Source organism: Bartonella kosoyi, from assembly GCF_003606325.2.
GTDB lineage: Bacteria > Pseudomonadota > Alphaproteobacteria > Rhizobiales > Rhizobiaceae > Bartonella > Bartonella kosoyi.
This window is the reverse complement of record NZ_CP031843.2, coordinates 502,218-524,028: the sequence shown is the minus strand read 5'-3', so window position 1 is coordinate 524,028 and position 21,811 is coordinate 502,218. Positions and strand designations below refer to the sequence as shown.

Here is a 21,811-nt window from a genome sequence, read left to right as displayed (position 1 = left end):
TGTTGCTATAGAAAGCTTTTTGCAGACATAAAATATTCTTAATTCTTCATAAAAGAAAAATATAAATGCAAAATGCATCGACAAGATTAAATAATCCCTATCAATTCAGTTTTACTCTTAAACCCGCTCCTACCCCCCAATGACTACTAGAACTCGTAGCGGATATATTAGAACGAATTCTGCCATTTTTAGAAATATAACCTGCTCCGACGGCAAAGGCTGATTGATTGCGCCACATCCCCGTGCCTATTGATAAACTTATAGAACCAGGCGTTTCTTCATAACTCAAATTCGATACCGCTAAACTTATTGCCGCTGCCTGTCGCGATTCTTTGCGAATTTCCCTAATTTCATACCTTAATGCTTCAAACTCTTTATATCTGTATAAGATTTTACCTCATTAACAATATTATTGACAATATTGTTAAAGCATTCATCCGTATAATCATACAAAGGATCTCGAGTGAAAATAGCAACTGATAATACTTGCCCCCCTGTAGTCTAACCATTAGCAACATTATAAACAACGTACTGCATATTTTTATCAGCAAAAATTATACCCTTATGATTAAGGGCACTATTTTATTTCTTTCTTTATTATAAAGAAAATATTTGACAAAAAGACAACCTTTAAAGTTCCAAGGAATACTCTTTATACAACAATAAAAGTCAGAGAAAATACAGCATACTCAAATCGCTCCACTTTAATATGATAATTGATTTTTTCACAACGCACTTACCAGTGAAAAAGTAAAATAAGCATATCTATTGATAATACTCCTTTATTCCCTATCGGTATTCGTAAGTGTTTAAAGAAATTTCCCTTCATCTTAGTTTTAAGAGAAGGGAAATTTATTTTTGAATTTTTTACTGTTAGTTCAATGTGATCCTAAATCCAGCACCTACACCCCAATGACCTCCAGCACTCGTTGCTGACACATTAGAACGAATCTTTCCATTTTCAGACATATAACCAGCCCCAATAGCAAAGGCAGATTGGCTGCGCCACAAACCACTACCAAATGAAAAGCTTAATTTTCCTGGCGTATCATCATAACTCAAATTAGATACCGCCAAACCAATAGCCGCAGCCTGTCTTGCTTCTTTCCGGACATCCTCAACGGCATAATTTAACGTCTCAAACTTCATATCTGTATATGCTTTGGACTCACTAACACCATTGTTGACTATATCAGTAATATGATCATCCGTATACTTCTTCGCATCTTCAAGAACTATCTTCATCTGCTGTTCCGTATAATCATGCAATTGACCGCCATTGATAGCTTCCTTCGAACCACTCTCAATCCGACCTTCCGCTACATTATCTATCAATACAGGATCACTTTCATTACCTCCAACTAACGTAACTTTATTCGTCTTATTGCCATCAGCATCCTTATCGTAGTTAACAGCACCGTTCGTAACCGCACTTTCAACATCCTTAACATGTTGATCTATGCTCTCTACACGGTTTTCAACCGCAGAAACTTTCTGGTTCGTCTCCCAGAGCTGTCCCCCATTCACAACTTCTTTCGAGCCTTCCGATATGTCACCATCCGCTACATGCGTAATCTTACTGTCCTTACCATCATGACGACCATCATAGCCTCCTAACTCTTCGTTCCAACTCAAACTGTTCGACGTAACATTTTCAGCGACATTATTAATCCGATCGTTAATACCTGACAAACTTCCATTAACGCCTTCAAATGCACCGGCTACATTATCATAGCTCTTACTCTCTGAAGAACTGCCATCACTCTTGAACTGCGTTATTTGGAATTCAGGTGCTGTCCATTGTCCTCCCTGATAACGCGCTCCACCGCCTAAATAAGCCGCTAACGTCTGATTCAAATGATACAACTGGTTACCCGTAATCGCTTCTGTCGAACCCGCAGAAATATCTCCATCAACAAGATGGCTAAGCTTACTATTGTGCTTCTCTGAACCTTTGCCATGAAGTGCAACAAAGGATTCATCCGCATCACTCCACAACAACGCATTCTGCTCAACAGTCTCTGAAAGCTCATGGTGAAGCTTCGTGAATGATTGATTCACACCCGCAAAAGCTGCAGCAACATTATTATAACTCGTTTCTTCAGAACTTCCATCCTCGTTAAAGCTCAATATCTTAAAGCTTGGAGAAATCCATTGACCATTCTCAAACTTAGCTCCGCCACCAAAATAGCTCGCAAGCGTCTGATTCATCGAATATAGCTGTGATCCATTTACGGCTTCTGTTGAATCTGCTGAAAGGGTCCCTGCCTTTACACCAGAGAGACTACGTACTGCACCATCACTATTGGCTATGGTGATTTCTGTTCCCTCTTTTTCTGCACCAATCTTGATGACCTTACTCTCTTCATCCTGCTTAACAAGACTATCACTAACAACTTGGCTGATTTCATTCTTAAGCTCATTATGAAGATTGCTGAAAGATGTACCAACACTCGCAAAGGCTTTCGCTACATCATCATAGCTCTGCTCTTCAACCTTGCTACCATCAGCACTCACAGTATTAACCTTAAAGCTTGGAGAAATCCACTGACCATTCTCAAACTTAGCACCACCACCAAAATAGCTCGCAAGTGTATTGTTCATCGAATATAGCTGTGATCCATTCACCGCATCCGTGGAGTTTGCAGTAATATCTCCATTCGCAAGAGACGTGATCTTGCTATTCTTCTTCTCAGCATCAGTGCCATGGGTCGCTACAAATGCCTCTTTATCTTCACTCCATAACAACGCATCACCCTTAACTTCCTCAGTAATATCCGTGATTTGTTGAGTAAAGTCTTGCACAACATTCGTGAGATGATTGTTCACATTCTTGATATTCGTATCAAGACCAGTAAACGCAGAACCTACATCTTTAAACTCTGCCTGATGCGCTTCTCCCTTTTCATCAACCTGAGATAACTTATAGGTTGGACCTGTAAAGGTACCATCTTTAAAGGCTGTATCCCCACCTAAAAACTTAGCAACATCTTGAGAGATCGTGTTAATCTGACCGCCTGTAACCGCATCATGCGAATTCTCAGCAATTTGACCATCAGCAACATTATGCAATGCAACAGGGGCTGCATTCGAGCCTTTTCCTAGAGTTACACTCGTATAATCAGTCTCACCATTTTCCTTCTTATCGTAAAGAACAACCGCTGAATCATCTGATTGAAGACTGTTAGAAAGCTGCTCCAAACTTTGATCAAGCTGAGCTTTATTAACCGCTTCATTATCATTTTCTGCTGCCTTAACACCAGAAAGTGTACGATCCCCTTGATCCTTGTTGGCAATATTGATTTCACTGCCTGCTACTTCTTTACCAATGTTGATGAGGTTCGTTGTAGCATCCTGCTTAACAAGATTATCACTAACAACTTGGCTAATCTGATTGTTGATATTCGTAACAGCATTCGTCATCTCATTATGAAGATTGCTGAAAGATGTACCAACACTCGCAAAGGCTTTCGCTACATCATCATAGCTCTGCTCTTCAACCTTGCTACCATCAGCACTCACAGTATTAACCTTAAAGCTTGGAGAAATCCACTGACCATTCTCAAACTTAGCACCACCACCAAAATAGCTCGCAAGTGTATTGTTCATCGAATATAGCTGTGATCCATTCACCGCATCCGTGGAGTTTGCAGTAATATCTCCATTCGCAAGAGACGTGATCTTGCTAGAGGTTCTTTCTTTGCCTTCTCCATGCTGAGCGCTAAAGGCTTTCTCAGATTCACTCCATAACAACGCATTCTGCTTAATATTTTCACTAACCTCATTCGTATTCTTTGAAATCTCTTCATGAAGCTGTGTGAATGAACGATCAACACCACTAAATGCTTCCGCTACACTCTGATAACTCTTATCCTGAACCGTATAAGTCGGTGCAACACCTTTTAATACATCGGCTCCACCTCCTAAGTACTTCGAAGTATTCTCAGAAACTGTTTTAAGATCATTCCTTACTGTCGTAACATTCTGATTGGTCGCAAAAAGCTGACTACCATTGACTGCGTCTGTCGATGTTTCGGTGAGCGCTCCTGCTTTTACACCTGTGAGGCTCCGTGACGCTCCATCAGTATTCGCAAACGTAACTTCAGTTCCGCTCTTTTCACCTCCAACTGCAATAACATGGGTCTGCTCATCTTGCTTAACAAGACTGTCTCCTACAACTTGGTTAATCTCATTCTTAAGCTCTTTATGAATATTCGTGAAAGAACTTCCTACTCCAGCAAACGCTTCCGCTACTGTGTTATAGCTCTGCTCTTCAACCTTGCTACCATCAGAACTTACTGTATGAACCTTGAAGCTTGGAGCTGCCCATTTGCCTTCTTTATATTCAGCTCCACCACCTAAATAGCCCGCTAACGTATTATTCATCGAATAAAGCTGAGAGCCATTCACGGCATCGGTTGATGCTTCTGTAAGCGATCCGGCTTTCACGCCCGTAAGGGTCCGAGCGGCATCACCACTGTTGGCAATGTTAATGCTGGTACCACCTTTTTCCGCACCGATCTTGATCACCTTGCTCTCAGCATCCTGCTTAACAAGACTATCACTCACAACATTGTTAATATGATTGTTAATATCCGTAACGGCATTCGTCACTTCATTATGAAGATTCGTGAAAGAACTTCCTACTCCTTCAAAAGCTGCTGCAACACTATCATAGCTCTTCTCTTCAACCTTATCGCCAGCAGTATTCACTGTATTAACTGTGAAGCTTGGAGCTACCCAGCTGCCTTCTTTGTATTCAGCTCCACCACCCAAATAGCTCGCCAATGTATTGTTCATCGAATAAAGTTGGGAACCATTAACCGCATCCGTAGAGCCCTTAGTAACATTACCATCCAAAATGTGGGTAATCTTGCTTGCTGTTCTGTCTTTGCCTTCTCCATGTTGCGCACTAAAGGCATTGTCATCTTGGCTCCATGATAAAGAATCTTGGGCAACTCCCTCTGAGACTTCCTTAATTCGATCATTCACATTCTTGATATTCGTATCAAGACCTGCAAATGCTGAACCTACATCTTTAAACTCTGTCGATTTTACCTGACCATGTGTATCAACACTCGATAATTTATAGCTTGGTCCTGTAAAGACACCTTTCTCAAAACTTGTATCTCCACCTAAAAACTTAGCAACATCTTGAGAGATCGTGTTAATCTGACCGCCTGTAACCGCATCATGGGATTTGTCAGCAATTTGACCGTCTGCAACATTATGCAATGCAACAGGGGCTGCTTTTTGACCTTTTCCAAGCGTTACATTTGTATAATCTGTCTCACCATTTTCCTTCTTATCGTAAAGAACAACCGCTGAATCATCTGATTGAAGACTGTGAGAAAGTTTCTCCAAACTTTGATCAAGTTGCGCTTTATTAACTGCTTCATTATCTTTCTCTGCTGCCTTAATACCAGAAAGTGTACGATCCTCTCTATCCTTGTTGGCAATATTAACTTCAGTGCCGGCGACTTCTTTACCTATGGTAATCGGATCTGTTTCTTTTGCTTGCTTAACAAGGCTATCACTAACAACTTGGCTAATCTGATTGTTTACCTCATTATGAACATCTGTAATAGAAGTGCTAACACCTGCAAACGCATCCGCAACATTGTGATAGATCTGTTCTTCAGGATGACCATCCTTATTGAACTGCTTAACTTTGAAGTCTGGTGCCGTCCATACTCCATTCTCATATTTCGTACCTCCACCTAAATAGGTCGAAATCATACTGTTCAGAGAATAGAGTTGGTTACCCGTAATAGCATCCGTAGAGCCAGACGCAATATTACCATCCGCAAGAGACGTAATCCTGCTGTTTGCTTTTTTCTCTCCATGCGTTGCTACAAACGCATTATGATCATTGCTCCATAACAACGAATCCTGCGCAACTCCCTCTGAGACTTCCTTAATTCGATCATTCACATTCTTGATATTCTTATCAAGACCAGTAAACGCAGAACCTACATCGGTAAACGTCTTATCCGTTACCTTACCTTCTGTAGAAACATCAGATAATTTATAGGTTGGCTGTGTAAGACCGCCTTCTTTAAAGGATGCTTCACCTCCTAAAAACTTAGCAATACTCTCACCAATGGTATTGATCTGACCTCCAGTGATTGCATCATGTGAACCATTGGCAATCTGACCATCTGCAACATTATGAAGACCAACAGCTGTAGAATTCTTACCTTTACCTAAAGTTACACTCGTATAATCAATTTCATCCTTTTCATTTTTATCATAATGAACAACCGCTGAATCATCTGATTGAAGATGATTAATCTGATTGGTGATCTCATTCTTAATATTCGTGAAAGAAGTGCCAACTCCTGTCAAAGCTTCGGCTACATTCTTATACTCTTGCTCTTCAGATTCACCATTATCCTTAACTGTTTTAACTTTAAAGCTTGGGCCGGTCCAGTTGCCTTCCTTATACTCAGCCCCACCACCAAAGTACTGCGCAACATTGTCCCCTAAAGAATAAAGCTGAGAACCATTGACTGCTTCTGTCGAGTTTGCTGAAAGTTTACCTGCTTTAACTCCAGAAAGGACACGTTCTATACCATCACTGTTGGCAAAATTTACTTGAGTACCGTTCGTTTCACCACCAACCGATATGACATGTGTCTTTTCATTTTGTTTAACAAGGCTGTCTCCTACAACTTGGTTAATTTGCTCATTCACTTCATTATGAATATTCGTGAATGATTGATTCACGCCTTCAAAGGCTTCAGCTACAGTTGTATATTCCTGCTCTGTTTCCTTGCCATTATCATCGAATTTCTTAACCTTAAAGCTTGGAGCGCTCCATTTACCTTCATGATCATAGCCTGCTCCACCGCCTAAATAGCTCGCTAACGTATTATTCATCGAATAAAGCTGAGAGCCATTTACGGCATCGGTTGATGTTTCTGTAAGCGCTCCTGCTTTTACGCCTGTAAGAGTCCGTGCAGCATCTCCACTATTGGCAATGTTAATGCTTGTTCCACCTGTTTCCGCACCTATCTTGATAACTTTGCTGTCAGCATCCTGCTTAACAAGGCTATCACTCACCACATCGTTAATGTGATTGTTAATATCCGTGATGGCATTTGTCACTTCATTATGAAGATTGGTGAAAGAACTGCCTACTCCTTCAAAAGCCGCAGAAACGTTATCATAGCTCTTCTCTTCAACCTTATTGCCAGCAACATTCACTGTGTTAACTTTGAAGTTTGGAGAAACCCATTTGCCTTCTTTATATTCAGCTCCACCACCAAAATAGCTCGCTAACGTATTATTCATCGAATAAAGCTGGCCACCGGTAACCGCATCTGTAGAACCAGAAGCAATATTCCCATCCAAAACGTGAGTAATCTTGCTCGCTTTTCGTTCTTTACCTTCTCCATGTTGCGCGCTAAAGGCATTGTCATCCTTGCTCCACGATAAAGAATCCTGTGCAACGCCTTCTGAAACTTCCTTAATCCGATCATTCACATTCTTAATATTGTTATCAAGACCAGAAAAAGCTGAGCCAACATCGGTAAAGGACTTATCCGTAACCGTACCTTCTTCAGAAACTGAAGATAATTTATAGGTAGGACCTGTAAATGTACCATCCTTAAAGGTTGCTTCACCACCTAAGAAATGAGCAACATCTTGAGAGAGCGTATTAATCTGTCCACCTGTAACTGCATCATGTGATTTATCCGCAATCTGACCATCAGCAATATTATGCAAAGCAACAGGAGCTGCATTTTGACCTTTGCCAAAAGTCACACTTGCATAGTCAGTCTCACCATTGTCCTTCTTATCGTAAAGAACAACCGCTGAATCATCCGACTGAAGACTGTTAGAAAGCTGCTCTAAACTTTTATCAAGCTGGCCTTTATTAACCGCTTCATTATCATTTACTGCCGCTTTAACACCTGAAAGTGTACGAGCTTCTTGATCCTTGTTGGCAATATTGACTTCGGTGCCAGCAACTTCTTTTCCAATGGTGATGAGATTCGTTGTAGCATCTTTCTTGACAAGACTATCACTAACAACCTGGTCAATCTGATTGTTAATATTCGTGACAGCATTCGTCATTTCATTATGAATACCCTTGAAAGAACTATTCACACCAGCAAATGCATCGGCAACATTGTTATATGTCTCCTCAGAAGACTTACCATCACCAGAAAATTGTAAAACTTTGAAAGTTGGAGCTATCCACTGATCACTCTCATACTTAGCTCCACCACCAAAGGATTTAGCTATATCCGTAGCTGCTGTGTCAAGTGTCTTAGATACAGTGCTCACATGTTGATTGGTTTCATAAAGCTGAGAGCCATTGATCGCATCCGTTGAACCTTCAGTGACACTACCATTCGCAAGAGATGTGATCTTGCTGTTCTTCTTATCACCATCAGTGCCATGTGTCGCAACAAATGCATGATCTTCATCACTCCATAACAGCGCGTTCTGCTTAATATTTTCAGAAACATCATTCGTGTTTTGCGTAATCTCTTCGTGAAGCTTTGTGAAGGAACGATCAACACCACCAAACGCATCTGCTACACTCTGATAACTCTTATCCTGCACTGTATAAGTTGGTGAAACACCCTTCAATACATCGGCTCCACCACCTAAAGACTTCGAAGTATTATCAGAAACTGTTTTTAGATCATTCGTGACTGTCGTAACATTCTGATTGGTCGCAAAAAGCTGACTACCATTCACAGCATCAGTCGATGCCTCTGTAAGCTCTCCTGCTTTTACATCTGTGAGAGCCCGTGCTGCACCATCAGTATTCGCAAACGTAACTTTCGTACCGCTCTTTTCACCTCCAACCGCAATGACATGTGTCTTCTCATCTTGCTTAACAAGACTATCACCCACAACTTGGTTAATCTCATTCTTAAGCTCTTTATGAATATTCGTGAAAGAACTACCAACTCCTGCAAACGCTTCAGCTACTGTTTTATAGCTCTTCTCTTCAACCTTATCGCCATCAGCACTCACTGTGTTAACTTTGAAGTTTGGAGAAACCCATTTGCCTCCTTTATATTCAGCTCCACCACCAAAATAGCTCGCTAACGTATTATTCATCGAATAAAGCTGAGAGCCATTTACGGCATCGGTTGATGTTTCTGTAAGCGCTCCTGCTTTTACGCCTGTAAGAGTCCGTGCAGCATCTCCACTATTGGCAATGTTAATGCTTGTTCCACCTGTTTCCGCACCTATCTTGATAACTTTGCTGTCAGCATCCTGCTTAACAAGGCTATCACTCACCACATCGTTAATGTGATTGTTAATATCCGTGATGGCATTTGTCACTTCATTATGAAGATTGGTGAAAGAACTGCCTACTCCTTCAAAAGCCGCAGAAACGTTATCATAGCTCTTCTCTTCAACCTTATTGCCAGCAACATTCACTGTGTTAACTTTGAAGTTTGGAGAAACCCATTTGCCTTCTTTATATTCAGCTCCACCACCAAAATAGCTCGCTAACGTATTATTCATCGAATAAAGCTGGCCACCGGTAACCGCATCTGTAGAACCAGAAGCAATATTCCCATCCAAAACGTGAGTAATCTTGCTCGCTTTTCGTTCTTTACCTTCTCCATGTTGCGCGCTAAAGGCATTGTCATCCTTGCTCCACGATAAAGAATCCTGTGCAACGCCTTCTGAAACTTCCTTAATCCGATCATTCACATTCTTAATATTGTTATCAAGACCAGAAAAAGCTGAGCCAACATCGGTAAAGGACTTATCCGTAACCGTACCTTCTTCAGAAACTGAAGATAATTTATAGGTAGGACCTGTAAATGTACCATCCTTAAAGGTTGCTTCACCACCTAAGAAATGAGCAACATCTTGAGAGAGCGTATTAATCTGTCCACCTGTAACTGCATCATGTGATTTATCCGCAATCTGACCATCAGCAACATTATGAAGACCTACAGCTGCTGAATCCTTACCTTTACCGAAAGTCACACTCGTGTAATCAATTTCATCTTTTTCTTTTTTATCATAATGAACAACTGCTGAATCATCTGACTGAAGATGATTAATTTGGTTGGTTATCTCATTTTTGATATTCGTGAAAGATGTACCAACTCCAGTTAAAGCTTCCGCTACATTGCTATAGCTTTCTTCGCCAGAGGCACCATCATCCTTAACTGTCTTAACTTTGAAAGTTGGAGCAATCCATTTGCCATTCTCATAACCAGCTCCACCACCTAAAGACTGTGCAACATTGCTTCCCAAACTATAAAGTTGGGAACCCGCTACAGCATCACTTGAGCTAGAATTAATGTCGCCATTGGCAAGATACTTGATCTTGCTATTCGTCTTTTCATCGCCATGCTTTGCAACAAACGCATTTTCTTTTTCATTCCAATTTAAAGAATCCTGTGCAACGCCTTCTGAAACTTCCTTAATCCGATCATTAACATTCTTAATATTCTCATCGAGACCAGAAAAAGCTGAGCCAACGTCTTTAAACTCAGTCGGATTTACCTTACCATTAGCATCAACCTGAGATAACTTATAGGTGGGCTGTGTAAAAGCACCACCACTAAATGCTGCACCACCACCTAAAAACCTTGCAACATCTTGAGAAATGCTATTAATCTGTCCACCTGTAATTGCATCATGTGATTTATCCGCAATCTGACCATCAGCAATATTGTGAAGTGCTGTGAGGGTTTTATCTTTCCCACCAAACGTTACACTCGCATAATCAATGGCTCCATTCTTTTGTTTATCATAATGAACAACCGCTGAATCATCTGACTGAAGATGATTAATCTGATTGGTTATTTCATTGGTAATTTTATTCTGAACGTTGGTGATAGAAGTACCAACACCTTCAAAAGCAGCTGATACATTGCTATAGTTCTTCTCCTCAGAGTTACCATCAGCCTTAACTGTTTTTACCTTAAAGCTTGGCGCTTTCCAGTTTCCTTTTTCATCATAGCCAGCACCGCCACCTAAATAGGTCGCAAGCTGCTCGTTCATCGAATAAAGTTGTCCACCTGTAACTGCATCTGTAGAGCCAGAAGCAATATTACCGTCCGAAAGATGGGTAATCTTACTCTTTGTTTTTACTCCATCCTTCTTATGATCTGCTACAAAGGCGTTATCAGTATTGCTCCACAATAAAGCATCGCCCTGAACTTGTTGTGTCACATTACCAACTGCCTCTGCTAATTTCTCCTCAACTTTCTTGATATTTGTATCAAGCTGAGCTTTGTTAACAGCTTCATTATTCTTTGTCGCTTCCTTCACACCGGAAAGTATACGATCTTCATTATTCTTGTTGGCAATATTGATTTCACTGCCTTCTTCTTTTGCTCCAATGGTTATACGCTTTGTTGTATCATCTTGTTGTACAAAGCTATTGGCGGCAACTTGAGAAACCACATTATTAATCTGTTCAGTAACTTTATTCTGAACATTCGTTATAGACGTACCAACTCCCGTTAAAGCTTCAGATACATTCTTATAAGTCTCTTCTTTTTCCTCACCCTCTCCGTTAACAGTTTTAATTTTAAATGTTGGAGATGTCCATTCACCATTCTCATAACGAGCATCGCCACCGAAAGACTGAGCAACCTTATCACCCAAAGTGTAAAGCTGTTTACCTGTAATGGCATCTGTTGAGTCAGAAGCAATATTACCATCTAAAAGATGTGTAATTTTACTATTGGTCTTTGCATCATCCTTACCATGAGCCGCAATAAAGGCATTCTCACTCTCACTCCATAACAAAGCATCACCTTGGACTTGTTGCGTAATATTCGTTATGTTTTGCGTAAAGTCATTGAACTTATTCGTGATGTCTTTACTGACATTTTCGATACCTTTATCAAACTGCCCCTTGTTGACAGCTTCATTATTTTTCACCGCATCCTTCACACCGGAAAGGGTTCGTGCTTCGTTTGCGTTGTTAGCAATATTGATTTCACCACCAGCTACTTCTTTACCAATCGTGATGTAATTTGTCTTTGGGTCTTTCTTAATAAGGCTATCACCTTGTACATTGGTAATCGCATTATTAATCTGGTTGGTCATTTCATTTTTTATATTCGTGAAAGCAGTACCAACACCTTCAAAAGCTGCGGCTACACTTGTATAATTTTGTTCATCTTCTGTACCATCAGCTTTAACGCGTTTAATTTTAAAGGTTGGATCGGTCCATACGCCATTCTCATAACGAGCATTACCACCAAAATAGGTCGCAACCTTATCACCTAAAGAATAAAGTTGATTACCCGTAATGGCATCTGTTGAACCAGACGCAATATTACCATCCAAAAGATGTGTAATCTTGCTATTGGCTTTTGCGCCCTCATTCTTGTGCTGCGCACTAAAGGCTTGATCATCTGCACTCCACAATAAGGAATCGCCTTTAACAGTGTTAATCGTATTATTAACCTCTTTGGTAATCTCATTTTTAACATTCGTAATAGACGTTCCAACCCCTGTTAAAGCTTCAGCTACGTTATGATAAGTTGCATTCTCTTCATTGCCTTCATCGGTAACAGTTTTCACTGTAAAAGTTGGATCGGTCCATTTGCCATCTTTATATCCAGCACCACCACCAAAGGACTTGGCTATATCTGTGGCAGCAGTTTGGAGATTACTGGAAACAGTATTTACACTTTGATTTGTCTCAAAAAGCTGTGAACCAGTGACAGCTTCTTTTGAATCTTTTGAGATGTCACCATTCTTTATACCCGTAAGCGTACGTGTTTCTTTGTTATTATTGGTAATATCAATTTTATCACCACCTGTATCTTTACCAATGGTGATGTGTTGTGTCACAGCATCCTGTTTTACAAAGCTATTGGATGCAATTTGCTTTTCGACTTCTTGAACTTGTTTTTCTACTTGTTCTTGAACTTCTTTTTTTGCTTTGTCTAATTGTCCAAAATTCACCGCATCGGTCGTATCCGTACCATTGGCTACATTTGTAATCCTTTTACTACCTGCATTAATACCAGCAGTAGTGATTTGCGGACCATCTGTAATTTTCAAGCCCGTAGCATCAAAAATGTTCTTCCCCGCTGTTACACTATCTAGTGTAATGTTCTTTGCTAAATCAAATTTTATGTTATTGTCTTTTTCGCCTTTGGTGATGCTAAGGTTGTTACTTCCTGTCGCAAAATCTACCGTATTGTCTATCCCCACAGCTTTAGCATTTTTACCGTCAACAGATAGTTTCCACCCTTTGTCTACGTACATTTTTAATGACTTTAGCTGCGCAACATTCACTGCATCAGTATTCGCACTACCTGCTGCGACTCCTCCAATTTGTCGTGTTTTGCCATTAGTAATATCACCAACACTCACGGCACCATAAGTACTTTTCCATGTAAAGGTCGTATCTGTCGCTACACCCTGTAAAAAAGGGCTATAACCTGCAACACCAGCTTCAACGGTCGCTATAGAATCAGCACCTAAAGCAACAGCGTGATCTGCTTTTGCTCTTGAATAAAATCCTATAGAAACTGCCTCTTTTTGCGTTGCGTATGCACGATGACCAACAGCCGTTGAACCATACTCCAAAGCTTTAGAAACAGCACCCAAAGCTGTTGAATAATCACCCTGAGCAGTGGTATAATCATTGTCCCCGTGTTCACTTTTTACATTATATTCGGAACCTAGTGCGGTGCTGCTTTTCCCCAAAGCATGCGCCATGCGACCTATAGCCAAGCTATCTTCTTTTGTCGCCTGCGCCTGATCACCCATAGTAATAGCAAATTTTCCTGTTGATTGTGCCTTATGACCAATAGCAACACTTATCTCCCCTGCTGCATTTGCCAGCCCACCTAAAGCAACAGAAGAATCTCCTTTTGCTTCCGATCCTACACCCACAGCAATGCTCACCTTTCCAGCAGCAAGCGACGCAACACCAAAGGCTAATGACCCTCCCGTAAGGGCCGTTGCATTTGCACCAAATGCTGTTGAATAACTCCCCTGTGCCGCAGATCCACAACCAGTGGCAAAAGAATAAACACCAAAAGCCTCAGGCATTATATTCGCATCACCACTAGTCAAACCTCCCATATAACCAATATTCCCACTGGTTTGCCCATTACCAGTCCAAACTAGTTGCTTATCGCTGTGACTATAAGGAGAAAAATTTCCAAACTTTACTTCTTCGAGAAATCTCCGATATTCTTCTTCTGCAGTTATTTTCTTCCCACCACGCTTAGTGGTTCCTCCCCGACCAATAACATTATCCGCACCGCAATAATCATCATCACCAGAAAGAACAATACTGCCATGACTGCCTTTAGAATAATTTACATTTGGATTATCTTGACTCAAAACCTTTGCTCCTGTTATCGCAAGATTCGAAGCAAATACAGGCGAAATATTTGATAAAAATGTAGTCGCTGTGGCTAATGAAAGCGCTTTCACAAAAGAAAAACGAAAAACTTTCAAAGTACTCGCTCTTTGTGTGGCATATAATTTTTTCATAACAAACTCTCCAATGAAAAAATCTGAAAACACATCAAAAACATAAAAAAGACATATTTTTCTATTAGCCACTTGCTCAGGTAGATTTGGAAGTTGAGAGTGGCTCTTTGAATAAAGACGTTTTGAGTCTTTTGTCGTGTTTTGTGTGTGCTTTCTGTAACGAGATCTAAATAAGAAATTTTGGAAATATGTTTATAAGGACATAAAAAAGACACATTTAGACTCTAATAAAAACTTGGTTGCGGTTTACTCTTTAGGCTTGGAAAAAGATCTTTGAGAATTTTAAATATTAAGACTATTTTATTTATTAGGTGTTTGGTTACTTAATAAAGTTTTTAGCGATGCTTTTATTGTTGGTATTTTTGCTGTGTATCTTTATTAAGGAGCGCTATTTCTTTCGTATTCAAGTAAATGAAAAGCTAAATATTTAAAAAAACCTTAAATTTCTTTAGAAATATGAATTTTTCCTAGCTAGGTTGTTGTTTTGTTAAATGGAGTGCAGCTATGTAAATTCGGTTTTTCCAGTATTTACAGTTTATACACTACCTCTTCCCTCCTTTTGAATTATTATTTCGATCAAAATGAGTCTTACTAATATACTTTACGTTGCACTAACCCCTCTATAATAAAATAGCAACAAAAAAATAACAATTTTTATCGATTTGAATATTTTTTACAGAAATATGTGATCTTTTTTCAACAATTTAAGTAAAAAATTTTAGGAAAATAATTGAAAATTTATAACTATGTTGCTCTATAAAGCTCATTCTAAAGCTAAAATATTCCTTATTCTGCATAAAAAAGTATAAATGCAGAACGCAGCGATAATCTTAACTACTTTCTATCAATTCAGTTTTACTCTTAAACCCGCTCCTATGCCCCAATGCCTACCAGAACTCGTAGCGGATATATTAGAACGAATTCTGCCATTTTCAGACATATAACCTGCTCCAACAGCAAAAGCTGATTGATTGCGCCATGTCCCCGTTCCTATCGATAAACTTAAAGAACCTGGCGTTTCTTCATAACTCAAATTCGATACCGCTAAACCTATCGCTGCTGCCTGTTTGGATTCTTTGCGAACTTCCTTAATTTCATACCTTAACGCTTCAAACTTTACATCTGTATAAGATTTTGTCTCATGAATAACATCGTCGACCGTGTTATTGACAATATCCTTGAAACGCTCATTCGTATATTTCTTTGCATTAGAAAGAACGAGATTCATCTGCTTATTCGTATAATCATGCAATTGACCGCCTGTAACAGCTTCTTTCGAACCGCTTTCAATGCGACCTTCCGCTACATTGTCTATCAATACTGGATCACTCTCACTCAAACCAACTAATGTTACTTTATTCGTTTTCTTGCCATCAGTCCCTTTATCATACTTAACAGCAATATCTGCCACACTAGCAATATCTTTTACTTGCTTATCAATCATATTGACATGGCTTTCAACCTCTTTAACTTTCTTATTCGTCTGCCAAAGTTGTCTGCCATTAATAGCCTCTTTTGAGCCTTCTGATATTTCACCGTCCGCTACATGCTTAATCTTACTGTCTTGACCTTTATGACGCGCGTCAAAAGCTTTTTCTGTCTCACTCCAATTTAAACCACCCGAGAAAACACTCTGTTCAAAATCATGAATACGATTGTTGATTTTTGTCATACTTTCGTTAACACCTTCAAATGCAGAGGCAACATTGGTATAGTTCTCCTTTTTGCTTAACACACCAGCAGCAGTAAATTGTGCAACCTTAAAGCCTGGTGCTAACCATTTTCCATCCTTGTATCCCGCATCCCCACTAAAATATCTAGAAAGTACATTGATTACCGAATAAAGCTGGGAACCATTGATCGCTTCCGTGGATTCTTCTATCAGAAGCCCTGCTTTTACACCAGAAAGACTACGCACACCGCTCGCACTGTTTGCAATACTGAGTTCACTCCCATCTTTTTCACCACCAATCGTGATACGTTTTGTCTTTTCATCCTGCTTAACAAGATTCTCACTTTCTATTTTGCTAATCTCATGGGTAATTTTGTTCTGAATATTTGTGAAAGAATTTCCAATCCCACTCAATGCATCAGAAATATTGCTATAGCTCTTTTCTTCAGAGGCTCCATCTTCACCAAACTGCTTGATTTTAAAATTTGGAGCTTGCCAATTTCCTTGCTTATCATAACCAGCGCCACCACCAAAATAGGTTGCTAATTGCTCGTTTAAAGAATAAAGTTGAGAACCATTTACTGCATCACTTGAGTTTGCTGTAATATCACCATCCTTCAGATTGGTAATCTTACTGTTTTCCCTTGTTTCTCCCTCCCCATGAAGAGCAACATAAGCTTCCTTATTCTTATCCCATAATAAAGAATCATCGCTAATGCCTGCTGAGACTTCCTTAATACGCTTGTTTACATTCTTTATATTTGTATCAAGACCTTCAAATGCCGAAACAATATTATCATGGTCTGTTTCTCCTACCGCCCCATTTTCAGAAATACTGAGTAATTTATAAATTGGTCCCGTAAAAATACCTTCTTTAAAGGCTGCATTCCCACCAAAATATTTAACGACCTGCTGAAATATTTTTGTAATTTGCCCCCCATTAATTGCATCATGTGATTCTTGCGAAAGCACACCATTAGCAACATTATGTAAAGCAACAGGTTCTTTATTTTTACCACCAAAAGTCACACTCTTATAATTAACAGTATCATCCGACTGTTTATCATAAAAAACTGCAAAAGAATTTGTAGACTCAATTTTCTTATCCAGCTTATCAAGCTGTGTTTTGTTAACTGCTTCATTCTCTTGTGTTGCTTCCTTCACACCAGAAAGCGCCCGAGCTTCACCATTCTTGTTGGCGATATTGATGACAGTACCGTCTTTCTCTCCACCAACCATGATAAGCTTTGTCTTGTCATCTTGCTTAACAAGATTCTCGCTTTCTATTTTGCTAATCTCATGGGTAATTTTATTCTGAATATTCGTGAAAGAAGTGCTTAAACCTGATAAAGCATCCGCAACAGTTTTATAATCTTCTTGCATTGCATTGCCTTTAATATCAAATTTGTTCACTGTAAAAGTTGGAGCAATCCAACTTCCCTCTTCATAGCTCGCTCCACCGCCTAAAGAAGTAGAAACCGCATTCCCCAATGAATAAAGCTGACTACCCGTGATTGCATCCTTTGAATTAGAAGAAATGACCCCATCTAAAAGGTGGGTGATCTTGCTGTTTGTTTTTGCACTCCCCTCTCCATGATCAGCAACAAACGCTTTTTCATCCTTGTCCCATAATAAAGCATCGCCTTTAACTTGTTGCGTAATATTCGTGATGCTTTTGGTAAAATCGTTAAATTTATTCGTTATTTCATTATTGAAATCTTTGATACTTGTATCAAGCTGACCTTTGTTAACCGCTTCATTCTCTTTTGTTGCTTCCTTCACACCAGAAAGCGCCCGAGCTTCACCATTCTTGTTGGCGATATTGATGATACTGCCTTCTATTTTTGCACCAATGGTAATATTATTTGTTGCTTTCTCTTTCTGTACGAGATTCTCACTTTCCACTTTGTTAATCACATGATTAATCTGTTCAGTCACTTGTTTTTGAATATTTGTGAAAGAAGTACCCACTCCAGATAAAGCGTCCGTGACATTATTATAAATCTTCTCTTCAGAACTTCCATCATCCTTAACTGTTTTAAGCATAAAAGTTGGAGTACTCCATTTGCCATTTTCATATTTAGCGCTCCCTCCAAAGGACTTTGCTATATTCGTGGCAACCGTTTGGAGATTAGTGGAAACAGCTGTCACATTCTGATTGGTTGTAAAAAGCTGCGAACCAGTAACTGCTTCGTTTGAATCTTTAGAAATAGCACCCTCTTTTATACCGGTAAGAGTACGCTTTTCATTATTCTTGTTAGCAATATCGATTTTATCGCCCTTTGTATCCTTACCAATGGTGATGTGTTGCGTATGTTCATCCTGTTTAACAAGACTATCACTCTCCACATTTTTAATTTGATTTTCAACATTTGTGATCGAATTATTCACATTCGTCATCTGTTGCTTTACCTCTGTAAAAGCGTGGCTCACACCAGAAAAAGCACTCGCAACATCATGATAAGATTTGCCTTCAACAGTATAGGTAGGCGCCTTACCATCCAGTACATCAGCATCACCACCCAAATATTGCGATGTATTTTTAACTATTGTTGATAGGTTTGTTTGAACCCCCGTCACACTCGTCTTTACTTCAGAAAAGTTATTTTTGAGCGTTGTAACATCATTATTTGTCGCAAAAAGCTGTGAACCGATAACGGCTTCATTTGAATCTGCTAAAAGCGCACCAGCTTTTATTCCTGTAAGAGTACGTTTCTCATTTTCATTGTTAGCAATGTCGACTTTATCTCCACCTGTATCCTTACCAATGGTGATATGTTGCGTCTCAGCATTTTGTTTTACGAAGCTACTGGATGCTACTTGTTCTTTTAATTCCTTCAGTTGTGAAAAATTTACAGCTTCATTATCCTTTGTAGCCGACTTCACACCCAAAATAGTTCGATCATCACCATTCTTATTTGTAATATCGATTTCAGCGCCTTCTTTTTCTCCCCCTATCTTGATTAATTTCGTCTCGTCATTCCACTTAACAAGGCTATCGCCTTTCACATTGGTAACGGCATCGTTAATTTGCTTAGTAAATTTATTCTGAACATTCGTGATAGAAGTACTAACTCCAGTCAAAGCTTCCGCTACATCATGATATTCTTTATTTTCTGTTTCGCCACCTTCCTTAACAATTTTAATGTTAAAAGTCGGAGCGTTCCATGCACCACCTTCATAGCTAGCACCACCGCCAAAATAGGTTGCAACCTTATCATTGGTCTCATAAAGCTGAGAACCATTTACTGCCTCAATTGAATCTTTAGAGATTGCCCCACCCATCACACCGGAAATGGTTCGATTTCCATTATCCTTGTTTTGGAGATTAATTATAGTGCCATCTGTATTTTTACCGATGGTGATATGTTTTGTTTCAGCATCTTGTTTTACAAAGCTACTGGATACTACTTGTTGTTCGACTTCTTTTTCAATTTTCTGCAATTGTGAAAAATTCACAGCGTCAGTTGCCTCACTCCCCTCTACTAGACCTGTTATTTTTTTATTGCCAGCATCAATACCAGACATCATTATTTTCGGGCCATCCTTTATGATTAAGCCCGTGGCATCAAAAGTATTCGCATCTGCTTTTACACTCTCCAGCGTAAGGTTCTTTGCTAAATCAAATTTTACCTTATTGTCACTTTCGCCTTTGGTGATTTCGAAATTACTGCTTCCAGCTGCAAAATCTACTGTACCGTCTATCCCCACAGCTTTAGTATTTTTATCGTTAACAGACAGTTTCCAGCCCTTGTTTACATGGGTTTGTAAGGAATTTAGCTGTGCAACATTCACGGCATCGGTATCATCAGTGCCCGTTGCTACATTCGTTATCTTTTTACTGCCTGCATTAATACCAGTCGTGGTGATTTGTGGACCATCGGCAATGGTCAAACCCGTGGCATCTACAGTAACATCGGTTCCTACTTTTATGCTCTCCAGCGTAAGTTTTTTTGCTAAATCAAATTTTATGTTATTGTCACTTTCGCCTTTGGTGATTTCGAAATTACTGCTTCCAGCTGCAAAATCTACTGTACCGTCCTCTACAGCTGTAGCATTGTTACCGTTAACAGACAGTTTCCATCCCTTGTCTACATGGGTTTGTAAGGAATTTAGCTGTGCAACATTCACGGCATCGGTATCTGCAGTGCCCGCTTCTACATTCGTTATCTTTTTACTGCCTGCATTAATACCCTCAGTCGTTATTTGAGGGCCACTTTCAATGATCAAACCTGTGGCATCTACAGTAACATCGGTTCCTGCTTTTATGCTGTCCAGCGCAAGTTTTTTTGCGAGATCAAATTTTATGTTATTGTCACTTTCGCCTTTGGTGATGTCTAAGTTGTCACTTCCAGCTGCAAAATTTACTGTACCGTCTATCTCTACAGCTGTAGCATTTTTGCCATCAACAGACAGTTTCCAGCCCTTGTCTACATAGGTTTGCAATGACTTTAACTGTGCAACATTCACGGCATCAGTATTTGCACTCCCTGCCGATACACCTCCAATTTGCCGTGTTTTCTTTTGCTGAACATCCCCAACACTCACAGCACCGTACGTACTTTTCCATACAAAAGTACCCTCTGTCGCTGTATTCCGTAAAAGAGGATTGTAGCCTGCAACACCGGAAGCAACATTCGCTATAGAATCTGCACCTAAAGCAACAGAATGATCTTTGTTTGCTCTCGAATAAAACCCTATAGAGACAGCGCCTTCTTCCGTTGCGTATGCACGATGACCAACTGCAGTTGTACCATACTCCAAAGCTTTAGAAACCGAGCCCAAAGCTGTTGAATAATTACTCATGGCTGTGGTATAATCATCCTTCCCGTGTTCACTCTTCACATTATATTCGGAGCCTAGTGCGGTACTGCTTTTTCCCAAAGCATGTGCCATGTTGCCTATAGCTATGCTATTTTCGTTTTTGGCTTCTGCCTGATCACCCATAGTTACGGCAAATTTTCCTGTTGCTTGCGCCTTGAAACCAACAGCAACACTTCTCTCCCCTGATGCATTTGCCTGTGTACCTAAAAAAGTAGCATTTGATCCAGCTTTTGCCTCTGCAAATGGCCTTCCATTCACTTGTATTGGATGTTCTTTCTTTGATGAGCTAAGCGTATTTAAGAGAGAAATGCCATTTCCATGATTATCATCAATAGAAGGCTCTAAATTTTTTTGTGTAGAACTGCTATCTTTGTCCAAAACATTGACAACAGTCTTACCTTTTTTAGAAAGTGTCGTGATTAAAAAATCTACGTAACTACTAGAAGTACTCACTCTTGATACTATTGCTGTAGTCAGCACTGTTAAATAACTTGATTTTGATAAACTTGTATCGTCAAAGAAACCCGTATGAGGGTTATAACGATTATAATCAGAAAAGACATTTCTATTGTTTCTTTGAGAATAAACCGCTGTTGCCTTCTCTAGAACTTGCAGAAGCTGCTCTATTCTATCAAAATTTTTTGCATAAACGGGGGAAGTATTTGATAAAAACGCAACGATTATGGTTCCCAACAAAAGATTTTTAAACAAATGTTGAGAGAAATGTCCGTAATCCCAGTCATTTCTCTTTGATATGATAGATAATTCTTTCATCACAAGTACCCCAATGAAAAAAATCAAATCAACATATTTATGACATAAAAAAGACATATTTCAATTTATAAT

Annotated in this window: 2 protein-coding genes and 2 pseudogenes; all 4 read right to left on the bottom strand. The window is 39.5% G+C overall.

Annotated features, from left to right (window positions below):
- Positions 1 to 100 precede the first annotated feature (100 nt).
- The 4 genes and pseudogenes from D1093_RS10445 to D1093_RS02090 all read right to left on the bottom strand — a co-directional run bounded on the left by D1093_RS10445 (position 101) and on the right by D1093_RS02090 (position 21,739).
- Positions 101 to 289 (bottom strand): YadA-like family protein, encoded by a 189-nt coding sequence (locus D1093_RS10445; RefSeq protein ID WP_280178765.1) that lies wholly within the window; start codon positions 287 to 289, stop codon positions 101 to 103.
- Positions 290 to 873: 584 nt separating this feature from the next.
- Positions 874 to 1,983, bottom strand: a pseudogene (locus D1093_RS10615) (Vomp family autotransporter); the annotation flags it as partial.
- Between the two features lie 231 nt (positions 1,984 to 2,214).
- Positions 2,215 to 14,019 (bottom strand): annotated as a pseudogene (locus D1093_RS10440) (hypothetical protein); the annotation flags it as partial.
- Positions 14,020 to 15,313: 1,294 nt separating this feature from the next.
- Positions 15,314 to 21,739, bottom strand: a complete 6,426-nt coding sequence (locus D1093_RS02090; protein ID WP_150222255.1) for a Vomp family autotransporter — start codon at positions 21,737 to 21,739, stop codon at positions 15,314 to 15,316.
- Positions 21,740 to 21,811 lie beyond the last annotated feature (72 nt).

Coding starts and splice junctions, on each gene's coding strand:
- D1093_RS02090 (WP_150222255.1), bottom strand. CDS start 21,739: ATGAAAGAATTATCTATCATATCAAAGAGAAATGACTGGGATTACGGA.